Genomic DNA, 23,923 nt, shown 5'->3' with positions numbered 1-23,923 from the left:
GAAGTGTACCCGCATGGGTTATTGAAAGGTCACGGCCAAAGCCGAGCTTTAAGGTTCCGAGTTTTACGCTGGCTGAATGCGCCAAAGAACGGTCGGAGGAAACGAGTCAGCGACACGCTTCACATTCGCGTAAAGAGTGTCCTTAAAGACACGCTCTAAGCGACGACCACCTTGACGATAAACCAACTTAAAGTCTTGGAATTTGTTCATGGATACCTCCAGAAATAACGGGAGGTATCTCCAGCAGGAGATAGACTCCCGCAGGGATTAATAAATTAACGTTAATTTGCTGTTTGTTTTTGGCGACCAGCTATCGCACGCTTTCGCCCTCAGGGAGGACAAAATCTGCTTACTGATGGCTTAACCATGAGTAAGAAGACTTGGGAAGTAAAGCAGGGGTTTCCCCCTGCCTTGTTATGCCGCTTTGAGGTGGCGAGAGAAAAAGTCCCTGGTTTGCTGGATAGCGCCCCGGAGAAGTTCTCGTCTGTAGCCAGCGTAGCTCTTGTCATCACTGGCAACGGTCAAGCCGTGCAGACTCTCTTCACCCAGGACAATCTCGTTTTCACGAGAGAGTACCTCAACACGTAGGCCAAGCACTCGCTCTTTCCCTTCCAGGATAGAACAAATTGTTTGGTCTCTTACTTCGTCATCCCAGTGGCCCATATCGAAATCCCGCTCAGGGAGTTCAGTAACACGCACCAGGTAGTTTTCAGTGGCCCGTTCCCAAACCACTTCATCTTCGCATGGAGAGGCCTCGATCAGCGAGTACCCGTCCGCTTCGAGCTTCTTGGAAAGACTTTTTACATCATCCGCCAGCTCCAGCACAAAGCGTTCCCAGAGGTCTTGCCAGCGCTCGACCATATCCTGGTTAATCCCTTCAATGCCGGTGCCAATCATGGAATCATCATCAGGGAAGATCCCTGTGAAGTCCACGTTGTCGTCGATGTTCATGCAGTTCCAATGGCTGTAGTGATGCCCGTGACTATTCCGAGTAATGGACAGGTCACAGGAACCATATTCGCGGAGGACAGAAAGCATATTCTCAATGTCTTTCTGTGCCATCAGGTTCTTCACGCGGCTGACAGCATCCACTTGGCCGGGCTCAGTGCTGAATAGGCGATTCATGAGAGCTTTGACGTCATCAACGCTCAAATCCCCGTAGAAGGCTACGCCATCCCCCTGGCAGTATCCGAGACTGTACTCAATCGTCAGATCATCCGGGTATCCACACTTAACCAGTTCGTTTTGAAAATGCTGTTTAATCATTGGTATCTCCTTAATTTCAGAGGGAGACACCATCCCCTTAGGGACCGATGTCCCCCGTGGGGTTAATGTTTGGGTTAAGAAGCCTTGCGGCTTAATTCAGTATCAAATCGAGGACCTTTGAGAACCGCAGTTTTCATAACCTCGAAGTTTCTTGGGTAACGCAGCTTTGAAACTGCGCCAGCTCGGATGTCGGCAGCCTCACTTGGAGAGACTAGCCTTAACCCTTCGCTGGTTTCAGCGTAGAACCAACCGGCATAACGCTCATAGGCATTCTGCTGGTACTGTTCAGTCGCCATATTCTTCCGGATCGCCTCTGTTAAGGCCTCAACAACACCGTCATCTTTCGTGATGATGTTGAAAACATGAGAGACGGTCAGGAAGTTCCCAAAGAAGCAGGCTGCCCCAAGCCAAGGCTGGAACATTTCGCCATTTCGCCCCGTCCTCACCATTGGTTCAAACGGGTATGGGCGATAACAGTGATACTGCTCAAACATCGGGTCAAGAACGTTGTCACCCAGGACATCCAGTAAAGTCTGAATGCTGTCCGGGTCTTGGCCTGCCCACTTACTCCCATTGCTGAGAATCAGTGTTTTACCGTCAGTACGCTCCAGAGCTTGTTCAAAGTTAGACATAGTGCATTCCTTTTGGTTAGGACGCACCACACCCTCTCGGGATGATGCGCCCGAGTGGGTTAGTTGAGAAGGCTTAGCCGTCAAGTCCGTAAATTACGGCGGAGCCGGGCTCCATCTCGACAACTTGTGCGCTTCCTTCTTCTATCAGCTCCTGCATGTAACCAGACTCAGCATCCGGATTACGTTCGCAGTGTTCGTCCCAGCGTTTCAAAAGCCCTTCTGTGGCTTGTCCGTGGGTCTCACCAAGGCCGATAAACTCATAGTGTCCTGTGTTTACGATGATCACCACCATAGCTAGTGCTCTCCTACAGGTCACTTGGTACATACAGGTCATCTTTGATGGCAGAAAAATCGACAGGAGACTGGTCCCCATAGGTTCGATTCACGCCACCAGCATCATCGACACTGACAAAAACCGTGCGGAGTAAACCGCTGGGCTTTGCAGGGTAAACGATGCTGACATGCTGACCTTTGTACTGTTCTGACAAAGTGCTTTGAAGCTCATCAACCGAACGGAATTTCCGGTCGCGGCCAAAGTCCTTAATCTTGATGTCGCCAGGGATTGGATTAGTCATCGTTACCCCCTGCCAGCAGTTTATCTACTGAATGGCCGAGTCCGTTACCAAACCATTTGTCCAGAGCGTCGATTTCCGGGAAGTCCGATTTCACCTGAGCAACAACACGTTCCATTTTGCTGAGAGCATCCTGGAACTCAAGGCCATTACCTGCGGCCACCTCAAGTTTGCACTTGATGTAAGCGGAGTAGGTATCACAGGCCTTAACCAGTGATTGTTCATAGCCACCGGGAGCGAAGGCTATGGCGACTGCATCCTGGAGTTCTTCGGGAAGAGTCTGGATGAGTTTGTCCTCTGCGGCCTTTTCCAGTCGTTCAAACTCACGCTGCAAAACAGCGTTTGCTTTCTTGACCGGTGTTACAACATCCGAACAGAGAACCTCGGCTGCATCATGCAACGAAGCATGAGCAAGCATGACTGCCAGATCCACCGACTTCCCTTGCTGAATGGCAATATTGCCAGCCAGGTAGGAAAGCAGGGTAACAACAGCGCTGTGTTCCAACACAGACTCCGGTTGAACAGAGTGCATCAGTGACCAGCGTTTGATCAGGCGTTGGCGCAAGGCCAGAGCTAGAAAGCCGAAATTTGAATTAGACATAGTGCCTCCAAAATTGGTTGGAGGTACACCAAAGCCGACCGGGCCTTGGTGTACCCGGTTGGGTTACTTAGTTATCTCGGGTCAAGCTGCTTAGCTATAGCGAGTAAAAACGGATGGAATGGATGATCTTGCGGGACACCCCCAACAAGCTCACGGGCTAAACCGACTGAGTTTGTAGCCAACACCTCTTTGACGGCCAGAATGATTTCATTGTCGATTTCATCCTGGGTCTTTCGTTGTTGGTCCACCAGCCGACTTAACTTGTCTAGGCTCATGCTTCTCTCCTTTGTTTGTGGGAGAGAACCCAGGAGGGGTTTCCTCCCGAGGGGTTAGGTTATTGCTGTTTTGGGCCAGCTACCGTTATAGCCAGCAAGCGCTGACAATGAACAAAGAGTATGACAGCCACCTAAAAGGGTAAAACGCTGTAATTGCCCTTTTGGGGTGCAAAAGAAAAAGCCCTCCCGAAGGAGGGCTTTTTATGCGGCCAAGGACAAGCCTTGCTGTCCTCTTTGCAACTCTGTGTCGTCGCGGCGATGTAAGCGTTGAACCGCCTTGATCATCGTTCTGACATGTCGCTCCAAAGAGGCTGGATGGCGTTTTGACAGTAGGTTGATCCAGTCGAGATAGATAGCAAGCGCGGAACCTTCGGTTAGGGCTGCCTGTATCGCCTCATACTGCCCTACGGCACTCTGGACCACATCATTCACCCACTGGGCGTCAGTATTGTCCAAGAGCTCGCAGAGGGCCGTATAAGCCTTCCTTCTGGTCGCGGCCATGTAACGACGAATGTTGGCGTTTCCGCTCCCCTCTCGCCCTTCCATGACGCTCATACAGAATGCGCTGGAGTAACAAAGCATCGCGTCAGTCACGTAGTTAAACCATCGCTCCTGATGCCGTTTCTGTTCTTCCATTGCTTCCTGGTCAAGTTGCTTCTCGATGAACAACCCCGTCGGAGTACGGTGGTGCAGATGGTACTTGAACGTTAAGTGCAAGTTGACCCACCAGCGTACCGTTGCCAGTCTTCCCTTGATTTTTCGCTTCACCAGATCTTTGTACTTAGCATCGCTAAGCACTTTGACATCCTTGCGCTGTTGGATTCCTTCCATCGTCTGTAGCCCTGTAAGGCCCATCTGGTGGTAGGTTTGACCTCTTTGCATCATACGGTGATACAAAGCGCCTTTTCCTTTCGCAAGCTGGATTGCTCCGAACCGAAGGTAGAACTGCGCTGCACTACCGGGCGTATAATGTCCCTTCAGTACAGACTCCCTTAGTCGCGGGTATTCGTTCCAGATGATGAACGCAGCGGAGTCGGGATCGACTTTCACTTCATCATCTTCTGCGAAGCAAACCACCCTTCTCTTTCCGTCTGCGGTATTGATCACTTGCGCTGCCAACGGGTCATCCCCGCCGTCAAAGTAAGCCATTTCCGCTAACGGATCGGCCAAGCCATCAGAAAGCGAACCATCGCCCCAGCGACCAACCTTCAACCACAATGGCTTCGGAATTGGTGACTGAGGAACGGTTTCACACTGCGGCTCGTCTTCCAGCAAGTCCAGATCACCCATCGACCAAACCCTGTGGTAAATCTCCAGGGCATGGAAAGGCTTATCATTGAAATGATGGAAGGCCCACATGAAGTCGATATGGACTAAAGCCTCTTCCGATATGATCCGGTATTGTGGCTCTGCCATTCGACGGTTCCAGTCGTTATCCTCTGCTTGACCAGTAGCCAGCTTGTATGCCAGCTCATCAGCTCTCTTTTGCTCCATGTAGTCCATGCTGCAACAGACATGAAGCAATCGTTCTAGGAAAACAGGACTGTAAACGTCCGGCTGTATTTTGATGTATCCGCCCTCGTAAATCGTTCGACCTACGGGATGGCGGTCTTCCCATGCGTACCGGCGTTTTGCCAAGTAGCGCTGGATGCGGTTCAGCCCCGACATATAGCCATGCCTTTCAGGGTCCGTGGCAAGCAACGTCTCCATTGACTTATCCAACCCAACAGCCTGGCAAGCCCAGCAACCGAAGCGAGCGCCACAGGCGTCACTGGCCTTCTTCTCTGTTGCCGACCACACGCACTCCCCTGTTGCCGCCTTGTAAAGCTCTGCCGTAGTGACATTGCTCTCCAAGTAACTTGGCAGAGGATATGCTGAGCCCATGCCAGCGGATAGTAAGAACTCCCAGACATCACTCGCCAACCAGTTTTTCACCACATACAGCTCACCCCCATCTTTCGTCTTAATGACGCGATCTGAGCTTCCTCGCTGTTTTGCAATGTTGGCCGCACGAATAGTGCTTTCAGCATCACGACTGCCCAGCAAAAGGCAGACTTTCTGTCGAACCTCTTTGGGAAGCTCTCGCATATAAGCTGCCTTCGCTCTTTTGGCAGAGGTGATTTTTAAATCCTGGCTACACTGGCGGGCCGTGGAGTTGGAAAACGTAGGCAACCCCCTCCCAGTAAGGATTCGGCCCGTCCAACTCTGCGAGATCCCAGGCTTTGCTAGAACGATGGTCAGAGGAAGGTTTTCCTTCGCAATGAAACGCTCCAGCTCGGCCAGTTTCTGATCCGCCAGCCACCTTACCTCTGGGCTTTCGATCAGTGTGTCAGTGTGCAAGATGAAGTGGTGCTGGCTGATGGTCGCCCCACTCCTTACAGCCCGGATCAGGGCCATCAGGAACAGGTGCAAGACCGTTTCAGAATCTTTACCACTGGAATAGCCGATCATCATGGTCCACCCATCAATTAAGGCCGTGTGAATGGACTCAACCGATGACGTGATCAACGATGACAGACTGGTTCCTCTACTGGCATCAACGAAGTTCAAATCCTCGTTATCAGTCAGTTCTGACCAAACAGAATCCCACTTATCCCCACGCAAAAGCACTGGGATGGGTTGTTCTGATAGATCAAAGTTTAATGTTTGTTGCATAGGGCCTCCTGGATTAGCAGGGTGCCCATCCCTTCCGGGAAAGCACCCCGGTAGGGTTAAAATTGAATCCTGGCTATCAGACCTGAACTAGCTGCTACTCGACATCTGGTTGTCTTCGTATTGCTGCTTGGCCTGTTTCACCAGATCAATGTCACCGTCTTGCAGCTTTTGAATATCAAGCTGTAGACGAGCCTTGTGTTTCAACAGTTCAGCGACCGCATTATCAATGTGATCAATGAGCGATTGGTTTTTTTGGATGGTGTAACTGTTGAGTTCATCGAGCAGGGGCCATGCAACACTCGAATGAGTGTTGAGCAATGGGTACTCTGCTTCGATCTCACAAACCACACCGTTTGCTCCTTCTCTGTAATGAGGGAACCCGACACGCAGACCGATACGACGATCCAGCGCTGCATTTACAGTACATTCCAAAGAAGTTCGGTTTGAAAAAACATCGTTGACGTTTTTAGACATGCTATATCTCCGTTCAGTTTATGACGGAGCCCCCCTAACAGGAGGTGCTCCCGTCAGGGTTGATAATTTGCTGTTTGTTTTTGGCAGCCAGCTACCGCACTTGAGCGCCTAAGGCACTTTCCGAAGCACCCTGGGAAACCGAGATGCTTGGGAAAGCGCGGGGTTTCCCCCTGCGCTGATTACCCTTTTTAAGGGGCCGGTACGCCGATTTCTCGGCGCACTCAGGTTGAAGCTACACAGTCAAGAACCAACGTTTCATAGGGACGGTGATGTCTATCATCCCGTTTCCACATGGATTCTGGCCCCAGAATCTGTAGGTCGTCTCATAGAAGTCAAACTCAGACAAGGACTGAATCTGCGCTTCTGAGATCGGCTCAAATGGTCCACCGCAACCGATGTGCATATTGAGCCCATAATCTCGAAGCTCTAGCTCTCCGAGATTTAGCGTCTTCCCGCCCACACAAGCAACCAAGTTCTGGTTTCTGACGTCGCCTTCTTTGAACAGCAAAGCTGACTCATCGTAGCTCCCATATTGGTTGGTAAACTTCACAATATGCCCGTGCTTAGGTGAGGTTTGTTCCGACAACTCTTTCAGTAATCGCTTTACGCTTTGAAATCTCGCGTACAGAGCTGGCGTAAACTGCCCAGAGTAGTTCAAGTTTGGGCAGATCATTTCAAGCATCTCATCAGGTACAGATTCAAGCCCCATTTGCGCGGCCAATGGCTTCGCCTTTTTCAGACCTTCCTCAAGCACTCTCTGATTTACAAGTTGTTCTAATGTGTTCATTTGACTCTCCACTTTCGAGAGAGCAATGCAAGCCGTCTCAGGACTTACATTGCCCGTTAACGGCTTTATTGGTTTATCCCAAGAGGTACGGAGCTACGCCAGTCAGGAAGCCCATGACTCCCAACACAGCGCCAACCACGCCCAATTTGATTGACAGTTGGACACTTTGATCCGGATGGTTCCAGAACCACTGCCAGACTTCCCAGCGCCTGGCTCTGCGAACCTCAAGATTTACAGTGTCTTTAAAACGAACACCCAGAGCATCTACCGCATCGTAATCCAGCGCGACCGCCAGCTTTGTGATGGATAAATTCCCAGGGTTGCCCATCGCATACCGGAGAACCTTTGCTTTGGTCTCTGGGTTTACGATCATAACCGGCTCCCTCCTGAAAAAACGGGTCTTGTCTTTTCGCTTGGAATCCATGTTGCGGTTATGGAACCTGGCAATGCAGTGTTGAAGGCCTGAATCCTCGGGAGGTAAAGGCACAACAGTTTCGATTTTCATGATTACTCTCCTTTCGGATAGGCCGGAGCAAAGGCCTTTCGGCATTGCCCCGGTGAGTTACTAATGAACCAAAGATGAAGTGACCATGATTGCGTCTCCGGACATCATTACCGGGAGATATTCGCAAGGCTCATGGCCGCAGCTCTTTTTAGTTCCGTTAGGTGAATAGACAGCCAATTGACCATCCATAATGTTGAAGGGCATCCCCTGTTTTTTCGCTGCCGGTGACAGCTTGAGAGTGCCCTTTGCGTCAACCAATGCCGTTGCCCAATGGAAGTCTTCACCACCGATCACCGGCTGTGATTCATCCACGACTTCGACCATGATTGGCATCATTCCAACCCAGCTCCACAGGCTGTTCCCTAATGCGAGGGCTAAAGCCTCGAACGCGGGAAAGACTACCGATTGCCCGAGAATCTGGTGGGCAATAGTGTCCGACAGACCTTGGATGAGTTCCTCTGGTATCCCTTTCACTCGACAATGTTCTGTCGGTGTAAAGATGCGAGACAACTCCGGCTGTTCTGGATGAACAATGAAAGGTTCGGTACTTCTGCATTTTGCATAGTCCTTACCTATGGTGCCGCAAAACTCATCGTCGCCAGTCAGAAGCTGGCGAGAGAACCCCTTGCCAGCAGCTTTGTCTCTCAACTCCTTCTCAGCCAGATAGTCAAATGACTTCCAACGTTCAGAATCGAGCGGAACTGGCTCCAGGATGTCCTGTATGCGACTTTCCTTGGTGCGAACAGGCTGAACCTTCTCAAGTTCAAACCCGTCGATCCCGTGGGAAAGCGCAACAACACAAAGACGCTTGCGGCGCTCAATAACCCCAAACTCATTGCCGTCGAGAATGCGCTCTTGTAGGGAGTAACCCAACGAAGAGAGCACCGAACGAATCACTTCCATCGAAGCGGTGTTCTGGTACTCAGGCACGTTCTCAATCAGCACAACGGCTGGGTTTAGCGCTTCTACGAATTGCAGGAAGTTGAAGAACATGGCACCTGCCGCCTCATGCGATTCGGCAAACTCCAACTTGTTCTTACTGCGACCTGACTTTGACGCGCCGGTACACGGTATGCCCCCCATCAAAACATCCACCTGTGGTGGGCGTTTGCTGAGATTCACAGCCTGGATTGGCGATTCGATAACAATAGAATCTTCGTTCCAAAGCTCCGGGTTATTTGCCAAAGACGAATCGAGATATTTCCCTTCCATCTCCACGGCCACAGATATGGCACTGGCAATTCCCGCCTTGTGAAAACCGGCGTGAATCGCTTTATCAAGCACACCACCCCCATGAAAGAGGCTGCATACCGAAAGCGATTCTCCATTCTCCAGCTTACTGATAAGCCGGTTGACGCGCTCGATCACTCGCTCTTGTTGATGGTGAGCAGAGATCACAATTGCGCCGTTACGGATGAACACGCGGAGCATCTCTACACCGTCAAAAACGGTAGCAAGCTCCTGCACGGTCAGATCGATGATTGGAGACACCCGGCCATTGCGCTCGCGCTTACTGATGGTGAACTTACCCTCCTCTTTGACGCGAAGCACAACCTGGGAATCTTTCAGCTCCAGATCATACTTCATGCCAGGATAGTAACCTTCACGCAGTAGCTTTTGGCCTTCCAGCCAGACGCGCTTCTTGCCTCGATGTTCTCCTAACTTGGTGTTTACGATAGTAGCCATGAGCTCTCTCCTTTCGGTTGAGAGGCCACTACCGTCCCAATCGGGAAGTAATGGCCCCGATGGGTTTAAAGTGGTTCTCAGTTCACAGCGATGCCGTGAGACTGAATGGCATTAGCAAAGCCAGCCATTTGTTCAGGGAAGGTGTAGCGGTTGATGTCCTGGCTGCGAGCCAGATTGACATGCACCTTCTTCACCTTCGTTTCGTCAGAGTCGTACTTTTCAAGCGCCAGCTTCTCAGCTTCTTCCGGATCTCGGCCCAGCGAGTAGGCGTAAATCACAGAGGTGAAGCCAAGTCCTGAGCCGAATGCGTAGACTTGTTTCTCGAAATGGACGTCAGCGAAATAGATGCTGAATCCGGATTTGAGGTTATGTTTTTCCATGATGCACTCCAAATAGTTTGGGGGCGCACCACGTCCCGAACCGGGCGGATGCACCCGGTTTAGGGTTAGTAGATTGCTCAAGCTGTTACGCCAGCCTGAGCCTTTATTGCTTCAAGCACGATCTCTGCTTCCTTGATAGAACCAGTGCTGTACAGCTTATGCAGCACCCGGCCAAGGTTCACAGAGATCTTTTCTTTCACTTGGAGATACTTGACATAGAAGTCATACAGTTTCTCCGCCTGCTCAAGGTGGGACATGCTCTCAACGGGAATGGTATTCCCTGGATTGCAGTACCACTTTCCGAGCACCTTTTGTACAAATCCCTCTTTGTCTCCTACGAACTGATTTGTGCCAAACACCCCACTGGTTGGTGAGCGTTGAATAACAGAAATCGGATTCGCAAAGCTGGCAAGAGTAGTCATAGTTGTGGCTCCATGTTTGTCAGGGAACCACCAGCCCGAGGGGCAGTGATCCCCCAAGGGTTATGTAGAATGCTGTTTGTTTGGGGAGGCCAGCTACCTCACTATTCACTCTCGACAGAGAGCAAAATCTTGCTTTCCGAGGGGCACAAACTTTCACATGTGAAAGTCGATGCCACTGGGAAAGCAGGGGGTTAACCCCCCGCTTTAACCCGCGCTAAGCGGTTTAGGATAGACTTCACGCCTTCCCTTACTCCAGATGGATCGTAACCTGCTTCATCGCAGCAGACCACAAATGAGAATGGATGTACCTCATCGGACATCACCCAAGCCATCGTTTCCTGCTTGATTTCACTTCCAGCTCGACCATCAGCAAGGACTCTAAGGCTATGCCATAAAAGCCCATCACGTAACTGCCTTACCTCATCATCAGTCCATTCAGGCTTTGGCTCAAATGGAATGACTTCTGCGGTCTTCGGCTCTTCATCCAGGAAGAAAAGCGGCAGCTCAAGCTGGTTTTCCTTCTGGATCATCTTCACTGCATTCATGGTGACTCCTTTTACGGGCACCATGCCCCCACAGGGGCATGAAGCCCCCAGTGGGGTTACAGTCATAGTTACTTCACGCCTGCCAGTTGAGAATTGATGTTCTCTTCCAGCCAGCCTTGAAGCGATTCAAGGTCACGTTTGTCTTCCGTATTGCTGGCTTTACGTGCATCTTCCGACACAGCGCTCAACATGGCGTTAGCCTCAGCAAGTGATTCAACATTGTTCCCAGGGAACACAATCGTTTGACTGTGATCTTTCATGGTCTTCTCCTTTGAGAATGGAGGACCGTCTCCCATCAGGAAGAGCGGCCCCGTGGGTTAAAAGTAAAAATCCTCCAGCTCTTCATGGTCAGGCTTTCGCTCAACTGGTCGAAGCAACTCAGCTTCATCAGCGAACTCAAGCTCAGGATGAAAAGCAGGATGAAATCCTCGATGCCAGACTGGACGGTCATTATCGAGGTCTAAGTAGCAGTGCCTCCCACTGGCTGGGTGATAGCAGTAAAGCCACTGTCTACCACTAACGGTAAACGGCTTCTCTGCACCTCCACATGCCGGTACAAGGTTATCTGCTGCTATATGCGCTACAGCATCCATAGGATCAGTCCTCATCTTCGTCATCACGAACACAAAGATCACGAGCAACTATTTCCGCAGCTATCAACGCATAATCGTTGCCCTGCCAGAACCACCGCTCCGCCAGCTCATAGGCTTCGCTGGAAGGTTCGCCATAACCATGAGCCACCACGTAATCGTGGAACACTTCATGATCAAATGCCTTGCCATCAGCTTCCATGAACCAACCGACAGGGCACTCCAGAATGCGATGCCTTACGACATCTCGCTCTGAATACCCCTCTCTGACGGCTTGCTCCAACATTTCCCGCGACATACCAGGAGGAGTGATGATCTCTATGCTGATCCCGTCACTTCCTGCAAGATTGTCCTCGTATGGAAGACCGGCAAGTGTAAGGTGATTGCGCTTGCACCAGCCGATGGTCCGAAGTATCCGACTTTTGTCAGACTCCCTGGCCGTGTATCGGTTAAGCTGCATAGCCACCTCCAGCACACTCCCCATCTTCGATTTCACTTCCGAGCTCGACCATTCCAATCAGGTCAAGCTGGGTCATGTCCGAATCCAGAGAGCAGTCAATTGCTGACTGAATGATGCCTTTGTGGGCCAAGCCTAAAACGGACTTAATAGTCGAAAGCAGAGACTCGGCTTCGCTCTCGATTTGCTCCAGAATGTCTTTCCATTCCCAGTGCTCAAACGGTTGCCAAACGACCAGATCCTCAGGCTCGTCTCCCCGTTCGACACACTCAGACAAATACTCATAAGCCTTGCACCAATTCTCTTGTTGGCCCAGTTCACTGAGCACTAGAGCGGTAGCATGACCGTATGCGATTTGTTCAACTTTGGTATTGATAGACATAGTGTTTCTCCTCGTAATGGATAGAGGAGCCCCACCCGCAGGAAAGGCTCCTCCGGATGGGTTAAATTTCCAAGGTCACATCGGTTTTTGCTTTAGCGCAGCAAACCAACACTTCCCCTTCTTTGACAAATGCGATGGGCGTCTCGTCATAGGCCACTTGACCTTCGAGTAGACGAACCCGGCACATGCCACAAAAGCCACTGCGACAATGCGTTTCAACAGTGAGGCCTTTGCTTTCGATTTGCGCCAACAGCACATTGTTGCTGGCTTGAAGTTGTACGTTCATGGTCACGCTCCTTTGTTGTTGATGAGCGCGACCAATCCCCTCCGGGATGTCACGCCCCGGTTGGGCTACTCAGCAAGTGCATAGACACCTACCTCGATGCGAATAAAGAACCTGGCATCTTGAAGAACTTGCCTGACCTTTGCTTGCCAGTGGTTGTTCTCTCGATGCTTTGCGTAGGGTTCAATCTCTTTGTAAATCTGCTCCAGCTTCAACGTTTTCCCCTGTAGGGTTCGGCGTATTGCAGCTTTCCACGTAGTCGAAACCATATTGGTTGCTCGACGGTGTACGGCAGCAAGAAGACAGAGCGATGAGGCAACGTCGTTACGACGAAACACCAACAGCTTTTCATGGGCGATACGCACCAGCTTCCCGGAATACTGAGTTCGGTCACTCACACAGTTGTGCTGTGTTTTGATGATCTCATCCACCAGCTTCCCAGGTGCGATACGTTCCACAAGGCTGGACAGGTTGAAATAATCCCCATCGCGCCTCAGGTTTCCCATGAGGATTCCGTAATGCCCTCCTCGCTCACAGGCGTCATGAATATTCATAACGGCCAGCTCAAGGGCTTCAACGAACTCAGGCAAATTCATGCGGCTCATATCCCATTTGTTGGGCTCGCCCCACTGCTTACCTGAATACTGGATCATGTCCCAGTAAGGAGGGTGCCACCAGATCAGGTGTGCAGGCTCTCCGAGGAACGAAAGGAAGTCATCCCGCAACAGGTTGAACCCCTGATGCAAGTCTGTCCCTTTGAAACGGACACCAAGTTCATTGGCAACGTCGATGCTAGAGCCACCCCCAACACTTGGGTCTGCCACCAGCCCGTTCGGCTTTCTCATGTAAGACTCAATGAAGTCTTTAACGATAAAGCCCGAGCAGTTGCCTCGGTACTTGTTGTTTCCGTAAGGCCCCCTGTTTTCGTAGGAGCATACTGATGATTTGAACATGGCGTCCTCCATCATAGATGGGGCGCACCATGCTCCCATCAGGGGCCGGTTCGCCCCTGGTTAGGGATTAAGATCAAGCGTTATCTGCATACCACCAGCTAAGGCGATTGCAATCACGAAAGAAGGTTGCTTCATCAGGAGCCTTCATCATGACCACATCACCTTCGCAGTAGGTGCATAGCTCAAGCGTTGCTTCATTTTTCCAAAAGGCACTGCACCCCGATTCTTGATACACAACCTCCCATTTGGGATGTCGCAAGTACCGATGGAAGAAATCGAGAGTGTCACCATAAGGGAAGTTGAAGCGCTCCATCACTGAACCATTTTCTGTCAGTTCAGGTTTAACCTTGCCGGTTTTCAAGCGCTTCTTGATGATGCGCTGAACCCAACGAAGTCGTGCAAACAGCCGATTGGTGTCTTTCTCGTACCACTGGGGATTACGCTTGCTCCAGTAGAGCTTGGCGAAGATTTCCCCGGACAAATCCTTCATCTGGTTTTCGTTGAGCTCATCAAGAAAACGTCGAGAAGGTTTGTCGTAGTCAAGAACTGCTTCCAAAGCTGATAGGTTTTTCATAGGGACTCCTTATTGCGATTGCGGAGCCCCGTCCCCTCAGGGCTATCGGAGCCCCATAGGGTTAATTAGGGTTAATGGTTGAACGGCGATTTATCGAGGGTTGGTGAATCGAATGGCTTTACCAACGAAATCGGCCATCAGTCGATTCCCAGTAGAGCTGAAATAGCTCTGCCACTCTTTCCAACCACCAACGGATTCCACCGAGCTTGGAGACTCGAAGATACCCCAGATACGCATTTCACAACCTCGTTGCAACACTCGGTTTACCTGGTCAACCAAGTATTCCTTGTTCTGCAATGAAGAGAGGTTGCAAGGCATCTGCATGATCAGCTTTTCAGCTTGCTCGAAGTCGATTTTTTCAATCAACCCCGTGCGGGTATCCACAGAGAATGGAACCACCTGTTGACCGTGGTTAGACCACAACCAATGGGTGATATAGATCGGATTAACGCCAACTTCCGCTGGCACCAATACGCTGCCGCAAGACCGCAACAGCCAGACCAGACGTAAACCATCGAATCGATCCAGAGACTCCACATCGGTAGTGATGTCATCCTGGTAGATTTCAGGCAGCTTATGTTCGGCGGCGAGAGAGATCATTACGGATTTGAGATTGTTCAGATGAGACATGTGTGCTCCTTAAAGTAACTTGGGCACACAGAGCCTGTCAGGCGCAGTGCGCCCTTAGGCTGAGGTTGAATGCTGTTTGTTTTTGGCGACCAGCTATCGCACGTTTCGCCCTCAGAGAGGACAAAATTCACTTTCTCAGCAACCCTCAATGAAGGCCTCTGAGAAAGTGGGAGGGTATTCCCTCCTCACTTTGATTGTTCCACGAGAGCTGTGTGAACAGGAACGCTCAAACTGCCCTTTTCGGGTGCAAAGCTCAAAGACGCATCAACTGCCCCGTCTTTTCAGTTCTTCGACCAGATGTTCAGGCACCTTACTCGCAGTACAGGCCAGCAATACATCGAGGCCTACCGGCTTGTGAAAGCGCTTATTTGACCAGGAATCGCCAACTGATGACTTTGCCCAGTCGATTGCTTGCCCAAGACTGTGGAACTGCCGCCTGCCTGTGTATCCCATACGACTATCCAAAGTAACACCCTGGAACAGTCTCCAGTACATCGGAGGAATGCGCTTAGCAAGCAGTAAAAAAGGCGTCTCCGGCACTGTAGCCCTTCTACCTTTGTTCCGATGATACAAATCCAAAGATGAATGGAATTGGTTCATAGACTCTCCAAATAAAAACGGCCACCCCCGAAGGGATAGCCGTTTGTCGTTTCACTTCCTGTTAAGCTGCAAAAGCAGTCAATGACCGCTCCATCAACTTAAACAGTGTGCGTTGCAGAGCTGCCGCATCATCAATGACAATGTTCTTTTGGAACAGTCCTGACACTGCGGTAGTCTCTACCCCTATGCCGATCACCTCAACATCGCTTCGTTCACAGAGGTCAATCACTGAGCGACATGCCGGGGCGCTTTGAGGCTGCCCGTCAGTCACTACGATCAACATTTTTCGCTCTTCACGGGTCTTGGTGAGTTCAAAAGCTGCATACCACATAGCTTCCGCCATAGGCGTACCGCCAGTTGCTTTGAACCCAAACCGACCGGCCCGATTCTGAACCGTATCTCCATGCTTCACGACACTGAACACTGGCTGGTTCCGGTTGCCACCAAAAAAGGTGACTGCCGGGTTTACGCCGGGTATTGCTTCCAGAGCCATCGAAATAGCCAAGGACGCTTCCCGCGCAATGTCTTGACGCTCCTTTCCATTGGCGGCCTTGTAGGCCATCGAGGAGCTCATATCAACCAGGATGTGAACCGCCGTATTAGGGCGTTTCTTGGCTTCCGGCTTGAGGAATACGCGGGTATCACCCGTCACTACACGATGTAGTTTCCGAGCATCCACACGCTTCCCTGATCGTTGGTTACGGTGAGCAACTCGCTGGCTGGCCTGGACCAATCCGTAGAGCTGCGTTCTTATCTTTGAAGTGGTGCTCTTCACATCCCCCACCAGGCTTTTGCCAACAGCAGGGTTGTCCTGGGTGTTCACAGCAGAGCGAACAGTCATATAGCTACTGTCCCCCTTATCTTGAGCCACCCGGTTGAGCTCGGCTTTAAGTGCATCATGCGCGTCACCACGCAAATCACCGGCACCGGCATTCAGAACCTGCTGGAGCATTTTGGCCGCGTCTTGTTTCGCCGCGTCAGAATTGCCACCAGCCTGGCTTTGTCCTGCCTTGCTGCCACCATCAGTATCCGACTTGCCTTGGTCGCCCTGTCCTTTCGGATCAGATTTCCCGTTAGCATCGTCTTGCTTCTGGTCTTTACCTTGCTGATCACCACCATTGGCATCAGGCCCTTGGTTTTGATCGTTACCACTTCCGCCCTGACTGTTCTGAGGTTGGTTGCCACCAGCATTCTGCTGGTTGTTACCATCCTGACCATTCAGGGGCTTTTGCTCTTCTTTCTCCTTTTCCTCCTCGATCATCTTGATGATTTGGTCGGCCAAGGATGTCACCTCTGCGGTTGACTTAGTGTTCACAGCCTTACGCAGTAAAGCGTTCAGCCGAACAACAACACCCTGAGGGAACACGCGCTCGAATACGGGGGTAGCCGAATCGAGATAGGGTTGAAGGACGGATTGCCCTACAGCCTTGGTTTGCAACCAGTACAAACAAAACCCTGTCAGAATGGAGGCAGGGGCCTCTTTGTCTGTGACGTGCTCGTAATGACCAGCTTGAGCCATATAGCGAGCAACCTCATTCAGGGTCTGCGACGTACCGGGGAAGAGTTCCATCATGGCCCGTTCTATGCGGCAGTCCTCCAAAACGTTGGACAACTCAGCATGAAGACCTCTGCGGCGCTCAACACCAAAGTCCGTAAACCGGACATGGGCTGCTTCATGGGCCAAATACCCCCAGACAGCATCCATGTGAGGATAGTCGTCGGGGATATTCGGAACCACGATGGTCTTACCATCGGTGTATGCGTCATCGTTACCGATGGCGACTTTGACACCGAGTTTTTCACCATAGGCTGCGGCCACGATTGGTAGAGCGCTGTAAATGGTGCGTTTTTTGGACATATCTTTTCTCCTGGTAGGGAAGGAGATAGTCCACCCCTGGAGGGAATGGCTATCCCCTCCGGGTCGGTTTAGTTGAAGTGACTATTAGAAGAAATAGTCGCCATCGTCGTCAGTTTTAGGCAGCTCCTGGTTGAGAGGCTCCTCTGTCGGCTCCTCTTGGACAGGCTCTTGCTCTACCGGAGTTTCCTCAGGCAAAACCTGCTCATCCTCAACATCAACGCGCTCTTCTCGAACCACATCACCGGCATTGGATTCATCTTCCGATTCACCCTCGCCTCGTTCTGCAAAACTCTTGAAGAAGTTGTCGATGTCTTCATCCAGGTCAACAGCGTTACCACCGCTGTTAGTCTGTTCTGATTGAACAGATTCAGTACCACCTACCTGTTGCTGCTTGGTTTCGCCACCCTCTGTTGCAGGGATAAGCTCACCGGCTTTATCGCTTTTCTGTTCGGCCTTTTCATCTTTAGAACGGTCCCCCATCTGGGCTCCCGAACCGCCAATGTCATTAGCCATGCCCTCTACAGTAATCGAGCCATTGGCATACTGCTCGATGCGGTCCCTCTCGCTCATGATCAGCACTGCGGCCACGACCTGATAAAAGAAAGGCGCAACGATGTTTCGGCCATCGGCATGTTGCTCGTATCCCCGGAGGGTTTGGTCGAGCAGCTTGACCAGAGGGTTAAAAGCGCTGTTCAGGAAGCTAAGCCCATCCACCTTGTCGCGGATGTTACGGAGTGTCTGCCGAGTAGTGACCGCACATTGGTCTCGACCGGCCAAACGTTCCATATAGAACTTATTCGCTTCCTGAACCACTTCGGAGATGAGATCGTCACCCAAGCGCTCAACCTTGCGGTTAAGGCGTTTGGCGTTGGCCTCATCTTCGTTCACAGGCTGGATCATGAACACCTGGTACTCAAAGCCAATCCGCTCCTCGACCGTTTCCTTTGGAAGGGCTCCGGCACGGATAGCTCGTTCATACTCAGGGTTCTCCTGACACCATTCATCCACGGCTTTGTTGTAACCTTTGATGAAATCCTGTTTCAGTTGGTTAAACTGAAAGTTTATGTCATTCAGCTTGTTACAGATTTCATCGGTCTTGCTGACGGGTACGGCAAATCCGTTCATGAACGGCATACCGAATTTCAGCAGGAGGCGACGAGTTTCTGTTTTCAGGCGATGAAAGCCTTTCAGCTTAGCCGGATCACAGATCTTCTTACTTCCCAGTTGAGCTACTTTCTCAGGTGGAATTTCACCACCCTCGCCCAGCTTGAGATCAGATGCAGACAAACGGGTTTGTCCACTCCAGATGTCAAAGTCTACGTGGATAACACAGAGGCTTTGTAGATGGTTCACTTTAGTCATGATGCACTCCAAAAAGTTGGGGGCGCACCACGTCCCGAACCGGGCGGATGCGCCCGGTTGGGCTAGTAAATTAACGTTAATTTGCTGTTTGTTTTTGGCGACCAGCTATCGCACTTTTCGCTCTCCGAAGAGAACAAAATCTTGCTTTCCGTTGGAGACTCCCAGAATCCCCAAGGGAAAGCGGGGGAAAATCCCCCACTCACCAGTAGAACGTCTCTACTTCTTCCGGCAAATCATCAAGAGGAGCAAGCACGTCCTCATCAACAATGTACCGTGGCTTCACAGAGCCAGTAACCGTTACACGGCACCGCTCTGATGACTTCTCTCTGTACTGGTCAACATCCTCAGGCTTCACGCCTGACGCCTTATCAGCCAACAGCTTTTTGTAGTCTACCCGGCCAGCCGCTTTGTATCTCGTTACCATCACACCGCAGTAGTCGGCATGGAAGTATTCCCCCATGAGGGACTTCATGGTGTCGAGATGAGGCTTTTGCCTTTCTTGAAGCTCAGACAGTCGCTGTTTCAGCTCCTGAATCTCAGCATCATAGAGGCGGTATTCCTCAGCAGCAGCAATCCAACGGTTGACCTCTTCACCTTGCGGTATGTACAGGTCTCTCTCTGGATCTTTGTCGGGCTCCTTCTTGTCTACTACCTGTTGCCAGAACTTTTTAGCCTCGGCCAAGATTTCTTGAATCATGGCTTCGTCTCGGAGTATTGGAAACTCCTGAATCTGACCTTCAAAGTAGAAGACTAACCAGCCTTGCTTGGCCCCCGTTACCAGGAGCTGGTGTTGCACCTGCGGGTAATAAAGCTGGTATGCCTTGCTGTTTGCTTTCTCAGCACAAACATCTTCCCAGACAGTCGCACTCGGGCTTTTCAGCTCGACGGGCTCCCCGTTATCTCTCAGGCCATCCAGGGAGGCCCTCATGAGCGGGTATTGAACCGATTCGACACAGGCGGGGAGCAGCATGTCATCATACTTCTCCTCGAAAGCGCGTCTTGCAGCATCTTCGTTTTCTATCCCCCGGCGAACCAGCGGATTAAGACTCAGATCGACTTCACGCGCATACCCAGTCTTCTCGGCCCACAGTCTCCATCGTGTTTTGTACGGAGACCGATTGAGCAGGATAGCGGCGTCAGTGGCTGTTACACCTTGACGCCGCCAATCAAGCCAATCTTCCTCTCGTTGCGATAGGTTGACTATTTTCATGGACCTCTCTCCAATGGTTAGGAGGGAGATCTCCCCCAGCGGGGGAGTCCCCCCCGTTGGGGTTAGTAGTAACTGCCTTCCGCGCCCTCCTCTTCTGTAACAGGGATCATGTCCTCGTCACTCAAAGGCGGCATTTCTTCGGCACCAGGTTCAGCATTTGCAGAACCACCAGCGGCGGACTCTTGCTCGTGCGCTTCCTGGTAGTCAGGTTTCGGAGGCTCCATTTGATCCATCTCCTTGTCACGAAGGAATTGAGTCGCATATTGCAGTTCCGAACCTTCATACCGTCCTTTCACATACTCATGCGCCGCAGACCATGCGTTTTCAGCAATGGCGCGATTTGCGAGTTTGGTTAGGATCGGGTCAAGCTCTTTGTGCTCAATAGCCAAAGGCTCTTGGCTTTGAACTTGAGATGGTGAAGGGAGATTGGCAATAGCCGGGTTAATGGCCGATGCCTGCTCCATTTCACGGATGCGTTCAGCTTCATCCTGGTCATAAATACCAGAGAAACCAAATGCGACACGAGAACACTGGATCAGCGACTTGTGCCGGAGTTGACGCTTGGTGTGCGTTTGCCAGGGGCCATCAACAGTGTAAGCACCATTGCGACCTTGACCCTGAAACGGTTCACGGTACACCTCATCAATGAACTCCTTGATGCGGATAGGGCGAGATCTGTCCTTACGGTAAATCACGCATTCAATCCACTCAGGGCAGTCAACTTTCGCCCCCTGCATTCTGACCATCTTGTCCGAATACACGAACTCGACGCCATCATACTGGGGATGCTCGTTGATGATGCGGCTCCAACCATCAACACCTACTACCGGAATGATCCCATTTTGCTTGTCAGGAAACGCATAGATTTCCCGAGTGAAAGGGTTCAAACCGTACTGTTCAGCCACGATCAGGAGCGTCATCATCTGCTCATCGGTCGGGGCACTTCCATCTCGCTGCTTGAATGCGGTCGCCTTCAAAGTTTCATAGAACTTTCGGGTGTCCACGCCAAACCGGCTTGCGATACGGGTTACAAGAGATTTGTTATCAGACATGGTGTTTCTCCAATTCACGAATGAACGGTTTGAGGACACCATGACCCCCTCGGGGCATGAGTGCCCCCGTGGGGTTTAGTAAGAGTTGGCGGTGTTACCCGCCAGCCAAGTGGTGCAGCCGCATGAACGGGATGTCATCATCCCAGCCATCAGGAGCGGGACCATAGCCTCCGCCCATACCACCTTGCGGTGCTGATTGCTGCACAGGAGCAGATTGCGTACCGGCTCCTGTACGTTGCCCTTTTTGGGGCGCTGCACGTTGAGAGTTGTCCTGAGGTGCATTTCCACGACCACCAAGCATCTGCATTTCAACGCAGTGTACTTCGGTGGTGTAGCGCTCGATTTGTTGGCTATCAGTCCACTTCCGGGTGCGGTTGCTCCCTTCGAGATAGACTTGGGAGCCCTTTTTCAGGTACTCACCAGCGACTTCCGCCAAACGACCTTTAAGCACAACACGGTGCCACTCAGTATGCTCTCTTTGCTCGCCAGACTGCTTATCGCGCCACGTATCCGTTGTTGCAACGTTGAAGTTGGCAACGGCAGTGCCGCTTGGCATGTAGCGAATTTCCGGGTCAGAACCGAGATTACCGACCAGAATTACTTTGTTGACGCCTTTAGACATCATGACCTCCAAGTTATTTGGAGAGGGCCAACGCCCCTTTCGGGGAGCAAGCCCCCGTAAGGGTTAAAAAAAGTGATCCTCTTGTTCGGCGTCGATCTCTGCCAGGCGAATCAGCTCAGATACAAGGCCAAGCCTTTCTGCATCTGCTCTTACTTCGTCGTAACTGAAACCAAACCGTTCAATGAGGGGTTTTAGTGAATCAAAACGTTCGTAGTCGAAGGTATCACCCTGTTCATCACAGAATGCCACCAGCGGCTTCTCTACGTTTGAAAAGTCATCCGCGAAACGCTGTTGCAGGTAAACCAACATCAGCAGGGGTTTGTGACCATGTTCCGGGCGGAGTTCACCAGCGCCTTCCAGCGTAGCTGGATGGATAGTGTTTTCGCCTAGTCCAGTGTTAACCCCAAGCTCATAACCGCTGTCAGTACGCATCAGCACACTGGGTAGCAAGTCATTTGAGCCTTCGCTCCGAGCAACCTCAAAGCCGATTAAACCGGCTCCTTTGGCAAAAACCCCAGCAACAAAACCTTTGAAGAGGTTTATGTCACCTGGAGGTAACTCAGAGGGCGGAGATAACAGCCAGTTGAGAGATCCCAAGTTGGCTGTTTGTCCGGCTGAAACATTCCCCCCTTCCAGCACCGTCTGTGTCTCTGCGTTTACCAGCACCTCATCCAGAAAGGTGTACCCCTGGCTGAGAAACTGTGACACATACTGGCTTTCTTTGTCCTTGTAGGACATTGGGATCGTGTCCGGGCCGTTAGCTTCAAAAGGTCCTTCGAGCATTGTCTCAGACCAATTTTCAGCTTTCCCATCAATGACGGTTCGGCGTAGCTCGACCATCGTGAATTGGCCTGGCTCCGAGGAGCTGGGCTCCCGGAGCAATTTGTAGCCAATGAAGACTTCTATTGTGGTTTCGTCATTACCCCACTCTTTAGCAGTGTAACGACGGCACAAACAGTCATTTTTCTTCATGCGTCACCCCTTAGCGCCATTGGTCCCCGAACACATCCTTCGCAACACGCAGGATGGCTTCACGCTCCTCTTTGGCCGCACGGATAAGCAGAGCTTGATCCAGGGCGTATTCAAGAGCATTTGGGGCACCACGGAACGCTAGAGACAGTTTCGCCCAACGCACCAACGTCCGAGTAGACATGGTGACGCTGATCTGACCATCTTCACCGTTTTCGCCAAGAAACAGTTTGCGGACCTGATTAGCAATCCGAACCATTCCCTTCCGCACATTTTCCGGAAGTTTCGGAGTAACACGGCCAAGAATGCTGAGTTCAGCTTCCTCATCCGCATACCCTACTTTGGTGAAACGATAGCGATCCATAGCTGCGAGGTTCTGCATCATCACCCCCTGGTACAAACCAGAAGCATCACCGGACCCCGTAGAGTTACCAGTAACGACCACACGAAACATCGGGTGCGGCTTGATGATTTCCCCGCCATTCTGAGCGATCACAAGGGGACGCCCTTCAAGGACATCGTTGAGACCAGCCAGCTCGGCAGGGTCGGCCAAATCCACCTCGTTGATGAGGAGCAGATGACCTTCACGCATAGCGACTGCCAGAGGTCCATACATGAACTTCATGACAGGTGGTTGACCAGGCTTTTCCGCGACCAGAGCGTGATGTCCAATTAGATCTGTGAGCTCCATCCGCCCGTGGGCAGTGATTTGCTGAACAGGCCAGTTGAGACGACCAGCGATCTCGGTGATACCTGAGGTTTTGCCAGACCCGGTAGGGCCGGTTACGAACAATGCGTCACCGCCAGGCTCTTTGAGATAGGCCAAGACCTCTCGCAGAAACTCTTTGCGGAAAACGTAGTTGGTATCAGTGGCAGGGATGAAAGGGTTTGAACCGTCAGCGTAGCCGATGGCCGTTACCTTCTCCGGAATGCTGGGCATACCGAAAACCTTGCTTACTGAGAATTGATAGTATTGAGACATAGGTGCGCTCCTATTGTGACAGGCGCACCACGTCCCGAACCGGGCGGATGCGCCCGGTTGGGCTAGTAAATTAACGTTAATTTGCTGTTTGTTTTTGGCGACCAGCTATCGCACTTTTCGCTCTCCGAAGAGAACAAAATCTGCTTACTGATGGTATTCACCATGAGTAAGAAGACTTTTAAGGAGCGAGGAGAGTAGCCTCTCCTGGAGGCTACTCCCTCAATGGACGAACATCACCACATCGTCGTTTTGACCAATGACCCCGGTTTCTTTGGCCCACTTCACTGCTTCACTGTGCGCCTGGTAGGAGCTGGAATACAGTTTCGGATCAAATTTCACCTCGCGTCCATCAGCCAGATAGATGATGCCTGCGTGATCGTCGTAAACATGAAGATTCTGTTGCATTCGACATTCCCCCTGTAGCTTGTCGTCAAAGCCAACTGACACCAGAAGACTTTGAGGACAAGCCACAGAGGCTTGACCAGAAAGAGAGGGGTTGCCCCCTCCCTTTGCGTTGACTATCAGCAGTAACCGAACGATTCAGCGATTCTCACGAAAGGACGAGAGATTGCCCAACCAGTAGGGATACACAAAGCGAT

At 51.4% G+C, this 23,923-nt stretch carries 31 protein-coding genes and 1 pseudogene; 1 reads left to right on the top strand and 31 read right to left on the bottom strand.

Annotation, left to right across the window (positions count from 1 at the left end):
• Positions 1-63: 63 nt before the first annotated feature.
• The 16 genes from B5P39_RS24750 to B5P39_RS19640 all read right to left on the bottom strand — a co-directional run bounded on the left by B5P39_RS24750 (position 64) and on the right by B5P39_RS19640 (position 11,060).
• Entirely contained in the window at positions 64-210 is a 147-nt protein-coding gene (locus B5P39_RS24750; RefSeq protein ID WP_001032042.1) for a hypothetical protein, read from the bottom strand.
• Between the two features lie 204 nt (positions 211-414).
• A complete protein-coding gene (locus B5P39_RS19710) occupies positions 415-1,266 on the bottom strand; it encodes a hypothetical protein (protein WP_000595210.1) in 852 nt (283 codons plus the stop codon).
• A 74-nt stretch (positions 1,267-1,340) separates the two neighbouring features.
• The gene (locus B5P39_RS19705) at positions 1,341-1,898 is read right to left on the bottom strand and encodes a hypothetical protein (protein ID WP_000064432.1); all 558 of its coding nucleotides are present in this window, start codon (positions 1,896-1,898) and stop codon (positions 1,341-1,343) included.
• A 73-nt stretch (positions 1,899-1,971) separates the two neighbouring features.
• Positions 1,972-2,190, bottom strand: a complete 219-nt coding sequence (locus B5P39_RS19700) for a hypothetical protein (RefSeq protein WP_000260293.1) — start codon at positions 2,188-2,190, stop codon at positions 1,972-1,974.
• 13 nt (positions 2,191-2,203) lie between these two features.
• On the bottom strand, positions 2,204-2,473 hold the full coding sequence (locus tag B5P39_RS19695) for a hypothetical protein (RefSeq protein ID WP_000184110.1): 270 nt from the start codon (positions 2,471-2,473) through the stop codon (positions 2,204-2,206).
• Positions 2,466-3,071 (bottom strand): 5'-deoxynucleotidase, encoded by a 606-nt coding sequence (gene yfbR, locus B5P39_RS19690; RefSeq protein ID WP_000071870.1) that lies wholly within the window; start codon positions 3,069-3,071, stop codon positions 2,466-2,468. The genes B5P39_RS19695 and yfbR overlap by 8 nt, the downstream gene beginning before the upstream one ends.
• Before the next feature lie 71 nt (positions 3,072-3,142).
• Complete coding sequence (locus tag B5P39_RS19685) at positions 3,143-3,346, bottom strand: hypothetical protein (protein WP_000050848.1); 204 nt, start codon at positions 3,344-3,346, stop codon at positions 3,143-3,145.
• A gap of 201 nt (positions 3,347-3,547) precedes the next feature.
• The gene (locus B5P39_RS19680) at positions 3,548-6,001 is read right to left on the bottom strand and encodes a phosphoadenosine phosphosulfate reductase (protein WP_088212680.1); all 2,454 of its coding nucleotides are present in this window, start codon (positions 5,999-6,001) and stop codon (positions 3,548-3,550) included.
• An 87-nt stretch (positions 6,002-6,088) separates the two neighbouring features.
• Positions 6,089-6,475, bottom strand: coding sequence for a hypothetical protein (locus B5P39_RS19675; RefSeq protein WP_000042274.1), 387 nt, complete (start codon positions 6,473-6,475; stop codon positions 6,089-6,091).
• A gap of 232 nt (positions 6,476-6,707) precedes the next feature.
• Positions 6,708-7,262, bottom strand: a complete 555-nt coding sequence (locus B5P39_RS19670) for a hypothetical protein (protein ID WP_001093868.1) — start codon at positions 7,260-7,262, stop codon at positions 6,708-6,710.
• A 73-nt stretch (positions 7,263-7,335) separates the two neighbouring features.
• Positions 7,336-7,767: a hypothetical protein gene (locus tag B5P39_RS19665; RefSeq protein WP_000687894.1), complete on the bottom strand. Its 432-nt coding sequence runs from the start codon at positions 7,765-7,767 to the stop codon at positions 7,336-7,338.
• A 60-nt stretch (positions 7,768-7,827) separates the two neighbouring features.
• Positions 7,828-9,453: a DNA cytosine methyltransferase gene (locus B5P39_RS19660; RefSeq protein ID WP_000201432.1), complete on the bottom strand. Its 1,626-nt coding sequence runs from the start codon at positions 9,451-9,453 to the stop codon at positions 7,828-7,830.
• Between the two features lie 77 nt (positions 9,454-9,530).
• Positions 9,531-9,833 carry a hypothetical protein gene (locus B5P39_RS19655; RefSeq protein ID WP_000410925.1) on the bottom strand — a complete coding sequence of 101 codons (303 nt, stop codon included), beginning with the start codon at positions 9,831-9,833 and terminating at the stop codon, positions 9,531-9,533.
• Between the two features lie 77 nt (positions 9,834-9,910).
• Positions 9,911-10,255 (bottom strand): hypothetical protein, encoded by a 345-nt coding sequence (locus B5P39_RS19650; protein WP_000209093.1) that lies wholly within the window; start codon positions 10,253-10,255, stop codon positions 9,911-9,913.
• A 191-nt stretch (positions 10,256-10,446) separates the two neighbouring features.
• Positions 10,447-10,800 carry a hypothetical protein gene (locus B5P39_RS19645; protein ID WP_000994741.1) on the bottom strand — a complete coding sequence of 118 codons (354 nt, stop codon included), beginning with the start codon at positions 10,798-10,800 and terminating at the stop codon, positions 10,447-10,449.
• A 68-nt stretch (positions 10,801-10,868) separates the two neighbouring features.
• Complete coding sequence (locus tag B5P39_RS19640) at positions 10,869-11,060, bottom strand: hypothetical protein (RefSeq protein ID WP_000651508.1); 192 nt, start codon at positions 11,058-11,060, stop codon at positions 10,869-10,871.
• A gap of 17 nt (positions 11,061-11,077) precedes the next feature.
• Here B5P39_RS19640 and B5P39_RS24745 point away from each other — a divergent pair, with 17 nt between their 5' ends.
• A complete protein-coding gene (locus tag B5P39_RS24745) occupies positions 11,078-11,320 on the top strand; it encodes a hypothetical protein (protein ID WP_002210529.1) in 243 nt (80 codons plus the stop codon).
• Positions 11,321-11,397: 77 nt separating this feature from the next.
• Here B5P39_RS24745 and B5P39_RS19630 read toward each other — a convergent pair whose 3' ends face one another.
• The 15 genes and pseudogenes from B5P39_RS19630 to B5P39_RS19560 form a co-directional block, all read right to left on the bottom strand.
• Positions 11,398-11,850 (bottom strand): hypothetical protein, encoded by a 453-nt coding sequence (locus B5P39_RS19630; protein WP_001176699.1) that lies wholly within the window; start codon positions 11,848-11,850, stop codon positions 11,398-11,400.
• On the bottom strand, positions 11,840-12,229 hold the full coding sequence (locus tag B5P39_RS19625) for a hypothetical protein (protein WP_000026577.1): 390 nt from the start codon (positions 12,227-12,229) through the stop codon (positions 11,840-11,842). Before B5P39_RS19625 ends, B5P39_RS19630 begins: the two co-directional genes overlap by 11 nt.
• Before the next feature lie 61 nt (positions 12,230-12,290).
• A complete protein-coding gene (gene yfaE / locus B5P39_RS19620) occupies positions 12,291-12,515 on the bottom strand; it encodes a class I ribonucleotide reductase maintenance protein YfaE (RefSeq protein WP_001102700.1) in 225 nt (74 codons plus the stop codon).
• A gap of 65 nt (positions 12,516-12,580) precedes the next feature.
• Positions 12,581-13,465 carry a hypothetical protein gene (locus tag B5P39_RS19615; protein WP_000477209.1) on the bottom strand — a complete coding sequence of 295 codons (885 nt, stop codon included), beginning with the start codon at positions 13,463-13,465 and terminating at the stop codon, positions 12,581-12,583.
• Positions 13,466-13,538: 73 nt separating this feature from the next.
• Positions 13,539-14,039: a hypothetical protein gene (locus tag B5P39_RS19610; protein ID WP_000793769.1), complete on the bottom strand. Its 501-nt coding sequence runs from the start codon at positions 14,037-14,039 to the stop codon at positions 13,539-13,541.
• A gap of 90 nt (positions 14,040-14,129) precedes the next feature.
• Positions 14,130-14,669 carry a hypothetical protein gene (locus tag B5P39_RS19605; protein ID WP_000018872.1) on the bottom strand — a complete coding sequence of 180 codons (540 nt, stop codon included), beginning with the start codon at positions 14,667-14,669 and terminating at the stop codon, positions 14,130-14,132.
• Between the two features lie 264 nt (positions 14,670-14,933).
• Positions 14,934-15,269, bottom strand: a complete 336-nt coding sequence (locus B5P39_RS19600; protein ID WP_001071288.1) for a hypothetical protein — start codon at positions 15,267-15,269, stop codon at positions 14,934-14,936.
• Positions 15,270-15,330: 61 nt separating this feature from the next.
• Positions 15,331-17,127 (bottom strand): VWA domain-containing protein, encoded by a 1,797-nt coding sequence (locus tag B5P39_RS19595; protein ID WP_000039318.1) that lies wholly within the window; start codon positions 17,125-17,127, stop codon positions 15,331-15,333.
• An 84-nt stretch (positions 17,128-17,211) separates the two neighbouring features.
• Positions 17,212-18,489 carry a DUF3150 domain-containing protein gene (locus tag B5P39_RS19590; RefSeq protein ID WP_088212679.1) on the bottom strand — a complete coding sequence of 426 codons (1,278 nt, stop codon included), beginning with the start codon at positions 18,487-18,489 and terminating at the stop codon, positions 17,212-17,214.
• 199 nt (positions 18,490-18,688) lie between these two features.
• Positions 18,689-19,699: a YqaJ viral recombinase family nuclease gene (locus B5P39_RS19585; RefSeq protein ID WP_000706865.1), complete on the bottom strand. Its 1,011-nt coding sequence runs from the start codon at positions 19,697-19,699 to the stop codon at positions 18,689-18,691.
• A gap of 463 nt (positions 19,700-20,162) precedes the next feature.
• Positions 20,163-20,751 (bottom strand): annotated as a pseudogene (gene bet, locus B5P39_RS25255) (phage recombination protein Bet); the annotation flags it as partial.
• 94 nt (positions 20,752-20,845) lie between these two features.
• On the bottom strand, positions 20,846-21,376 hold the full coding sequence (gene ssb / locus B5P39_RS19575) for a single-stranded DNA-binding protein (protein WP_088212678.1): 531 nt from the start codon (positions 21,374-21,376) through the stop codon (positions 20,846-20,848).
• 60 nt (positions 21,377-21,436) lie between these two features.
• Complete coding sequence (locus B5P39_RS19570; protein ID WP_088212677.1) at positions 21,437-22,345, bottom strand: hypothetical protein; 909 nt, start codon at positions 22,343-22,345, stop codon at positions 21,437-21,439.
• Positions 22,346-22,355: 10 nt separating this feature from the next.
• Entirely contained in the window at positions 22,356-23,324 is a 969-nt protein-coding gene (locus tag B5P39_RS19565; RefSeq protein WP_088212676.1) for an AAA family ATPase, read from the bottom strand.
• A gap of 219 nt (positions 23,325-23,543) precedes the next feature.
• Complete coding sequence (locus B5P39_RS19560; protein ID WP_001186917.1) at positions 23,544-23,729, bottom strand: hypothetical protein; 186 nt, start codon at positions 23,727-23,729, stop codon at positions 23,544-23,546.
• Positions 23,730-23,923 lie beyond the last annotated feature (194 nt).

The organism is Shewanella sp. Shew256 (assembly GCF_002196695.1).
GTDB lineage: Bacteria > Pseudomonadota > Gammaproteobacteria > Enterobacterales > Shewanellaceae > Shewanella > Shewanella mangrovisoli.
This window is presented reverse-complemented; position numbering and strand designations above follow the sequence as displayed.

Coding starts and splice junctions, on each gene's coding strand:
- B5P39_RS19685 (WP_000050848.1), bottom strand. CDS start 3,346: ATGAGCCTAGACAAGTTAAGTCGGCTGGTGGACCAACAACGAAAGACC.
- B5P39_RS19565 (WP_088212676.1), bottom strand. CDS start 23,324: ATGTCTCAATACTATCAATTCTCAGTAAGCAAGGTTTTCGGTATGCCC.
- B5P39_RS19585 (WP_000706865.1), bottom strand. CDS start 19,699: ATGAAAATAGTCAACCTATCGCAACGAGAGGAAGATTGGCTTGATTGG.
- B5P39_RS19610 (WP_000793769.1), bottom strand. CDS start 14,039: ATGAAAAACCTATCAGCTTTGGAAGCAGTTCTTGACTACGACAAACCT.
- B5P39_RS19695 (WP_000184110.1), bottom strand. CDS start 2,473: ATGACTAATCCAATCCCTGGCGACATCAAGATTAAGGACTTTGGCCGC.
- B5P39_RS19595 (WP_000039318.1), bottom strand. CDS start 17,127: ATGTCCAAAAAACGCACCATTTACAGCGCTCTACCAATCGTGGCCGCA.
- B5P39_RS19615 (WP_000477209.1), bottom strand. CDS start 13,465: ATGTTCAAATCATCAGTATGCTCCTACGAAAACAGGGGGCCTTACGGA.
- B5P39_RS19625 (WP_000026577.1), bottom strand. CDS start 12,229: ATGTCTATCAATACCAAAGTTGAACAAATCGCATACGGTCATGCTACC.
- yfaE (WP_001102700.1), bottom strand. CDS start 12,515: ATGAACGTACAACTTCAAGCCAGCAACAATGTGCTGTTGGCGCAAATC.
- B5P39_RS19680 (WP_088212680.1), bottom strand. CDS start 6,001: ATGCAACAAACATTAAACTTTGATCTATCAGAACAACCCATCCCAGTG.
- B5P39_RS19705 (WP_000064432.1), bottom strand. CDS start 1,898: ATGTCTAACTTTGAACAAGCTCTGGAGCGTACTGACGGTAAAACACTG.
- ssb (WP_088212678.1), bottom strand. CDS start 21,376: ATGATGTCTAAAGGCGTCAACAAAGTAATTCTGGTCGGTAATCTCGGT.
- B5P39_RS19665 (WP_000687894.1), bottom strand. CDS start 7,767: ATGAAAATCGAAACTGTTGTGCCTTTACCTCCCGAGGATTCAGGCCTT.
- B5P39_RS19590 (WP_088212679.1), bottom strand. CDS start 18,489: ATGACTAAAGTGAACCATCTACAAAGCCTCTGTGTTATCCACGTAGAC.
- B5P39_RS19560 (WP_001186917.1), bottom strand. CDS start 23,729: ATGCAACAGAATCTTCATGTTTACGACGATCACGCAGGCATCATCTAT.
- B5P39_RS19645 (WP_000994741.1), bottom strand. CDS start 10,800: ATGAATGCAGTGAAGATGATCCAGAAGGAAAACCAGCTTGAGCTGCCG.
- B5P39_RS24745 (WP_002210529.1), top strand. CDS start 11,078: ATGGAGGACCGTCTCCCATCAGGAAGAGCGGCCCCGTGGGTTAAAAGT.
- B5P39_RS24750 (WP_001032042.1), bottom strand. CDS start 210: ATGAACAAATTCCAAGACTTTAAGTTGGTTTATCGTCAAGGTGGTCGT.
- B5P39_RS19605 (WP_000018872.1), bottom strand. CDS start 14,669: ATGTCTCATCTGAACAATCTCAAATCCGTAATGATCTCTCTCGCCGCC.
- B5P39_RS19675 (WP_000042274.1), bottom strand. CDS start 6,475: ATGTCTAAAAACGTCAACGATGTTTTTTCAAACCGAACTTCTTTGGAA.
- yfbR (WP_000071870.1), bottom strand. CDS start 3,071: ATGTCTAATTCAAATTTCGGCTTTCTAGCTCTGGCCTTGCGCCAACGC.
- B5P39_RS19640 (WP_000651508.1), bottom strand. CDS start 11,060: ATGAAAGATCACAGTCAAACGATTGTGTTCCCTGGGAACAATGTTGAA.
- B5P39_RS19710 (WP_000595210.1), bottom strand. CDS start 1,266: ATGATTAAACAGCATTTTCAAAACGAACTGGTTAAGTGTGGATACCCG.
- B5P39_RS19650 (WP_000209093.1), bottom strand. CDS start 10,255: ATGACTACTCTTGCCAGCTTTGCGAATCCGATTTCTGTTATTCAACGC.
- B5P39_RS19660 (WP_000201432.1), bottom strand. CDS start 9,453: ATGGCTACTATCGTAAACACCAAGTTAGGAGAACATCGAGGCAAGAAG.
- B5P39_RS19700 (WP_000260293.1), bottom strand. CDS start 2,190: ATGGTGGTGATCATCGTAAACACAGGACACTATGAGTTTATCGGCCTT.
- B5P39_RS19670 (WP_001093868.1), bottom strand. CDS start 7,262: ATGAACACATTAGAACAACTTGTAAATCAGAGAGTGCTTGAGGAAGGT.
- B5P39_RS19630 (WP_001176699.1), bottom strand. CDS start 11,850: ATGCAGCTTAACCGATACACGGCCAGGGAGTCTGACAAAAGTCGGATA.
- B5P39_RS19600 (WP_001071288.1), bottom strand. CDS start 15,269: ATGAACCAATTCCATTCATCTTTGGATTTGTATCATCGGAACAAAGGT.
- B5P39_RS19655 (WP_000410925.1), bottom strand. CDS start 9,833: ATGGAAAAACATAACCTCAAATCCGGATTCAGCATCTATTTCGCTGAC.
- B5P39_RS19570 (WP_088212677.1), bottom strand. CDS start 22,345: ATGAAGAAAAATGACTGTTTGTGCCGTCGTTACACTGCTAAAGAGTGG.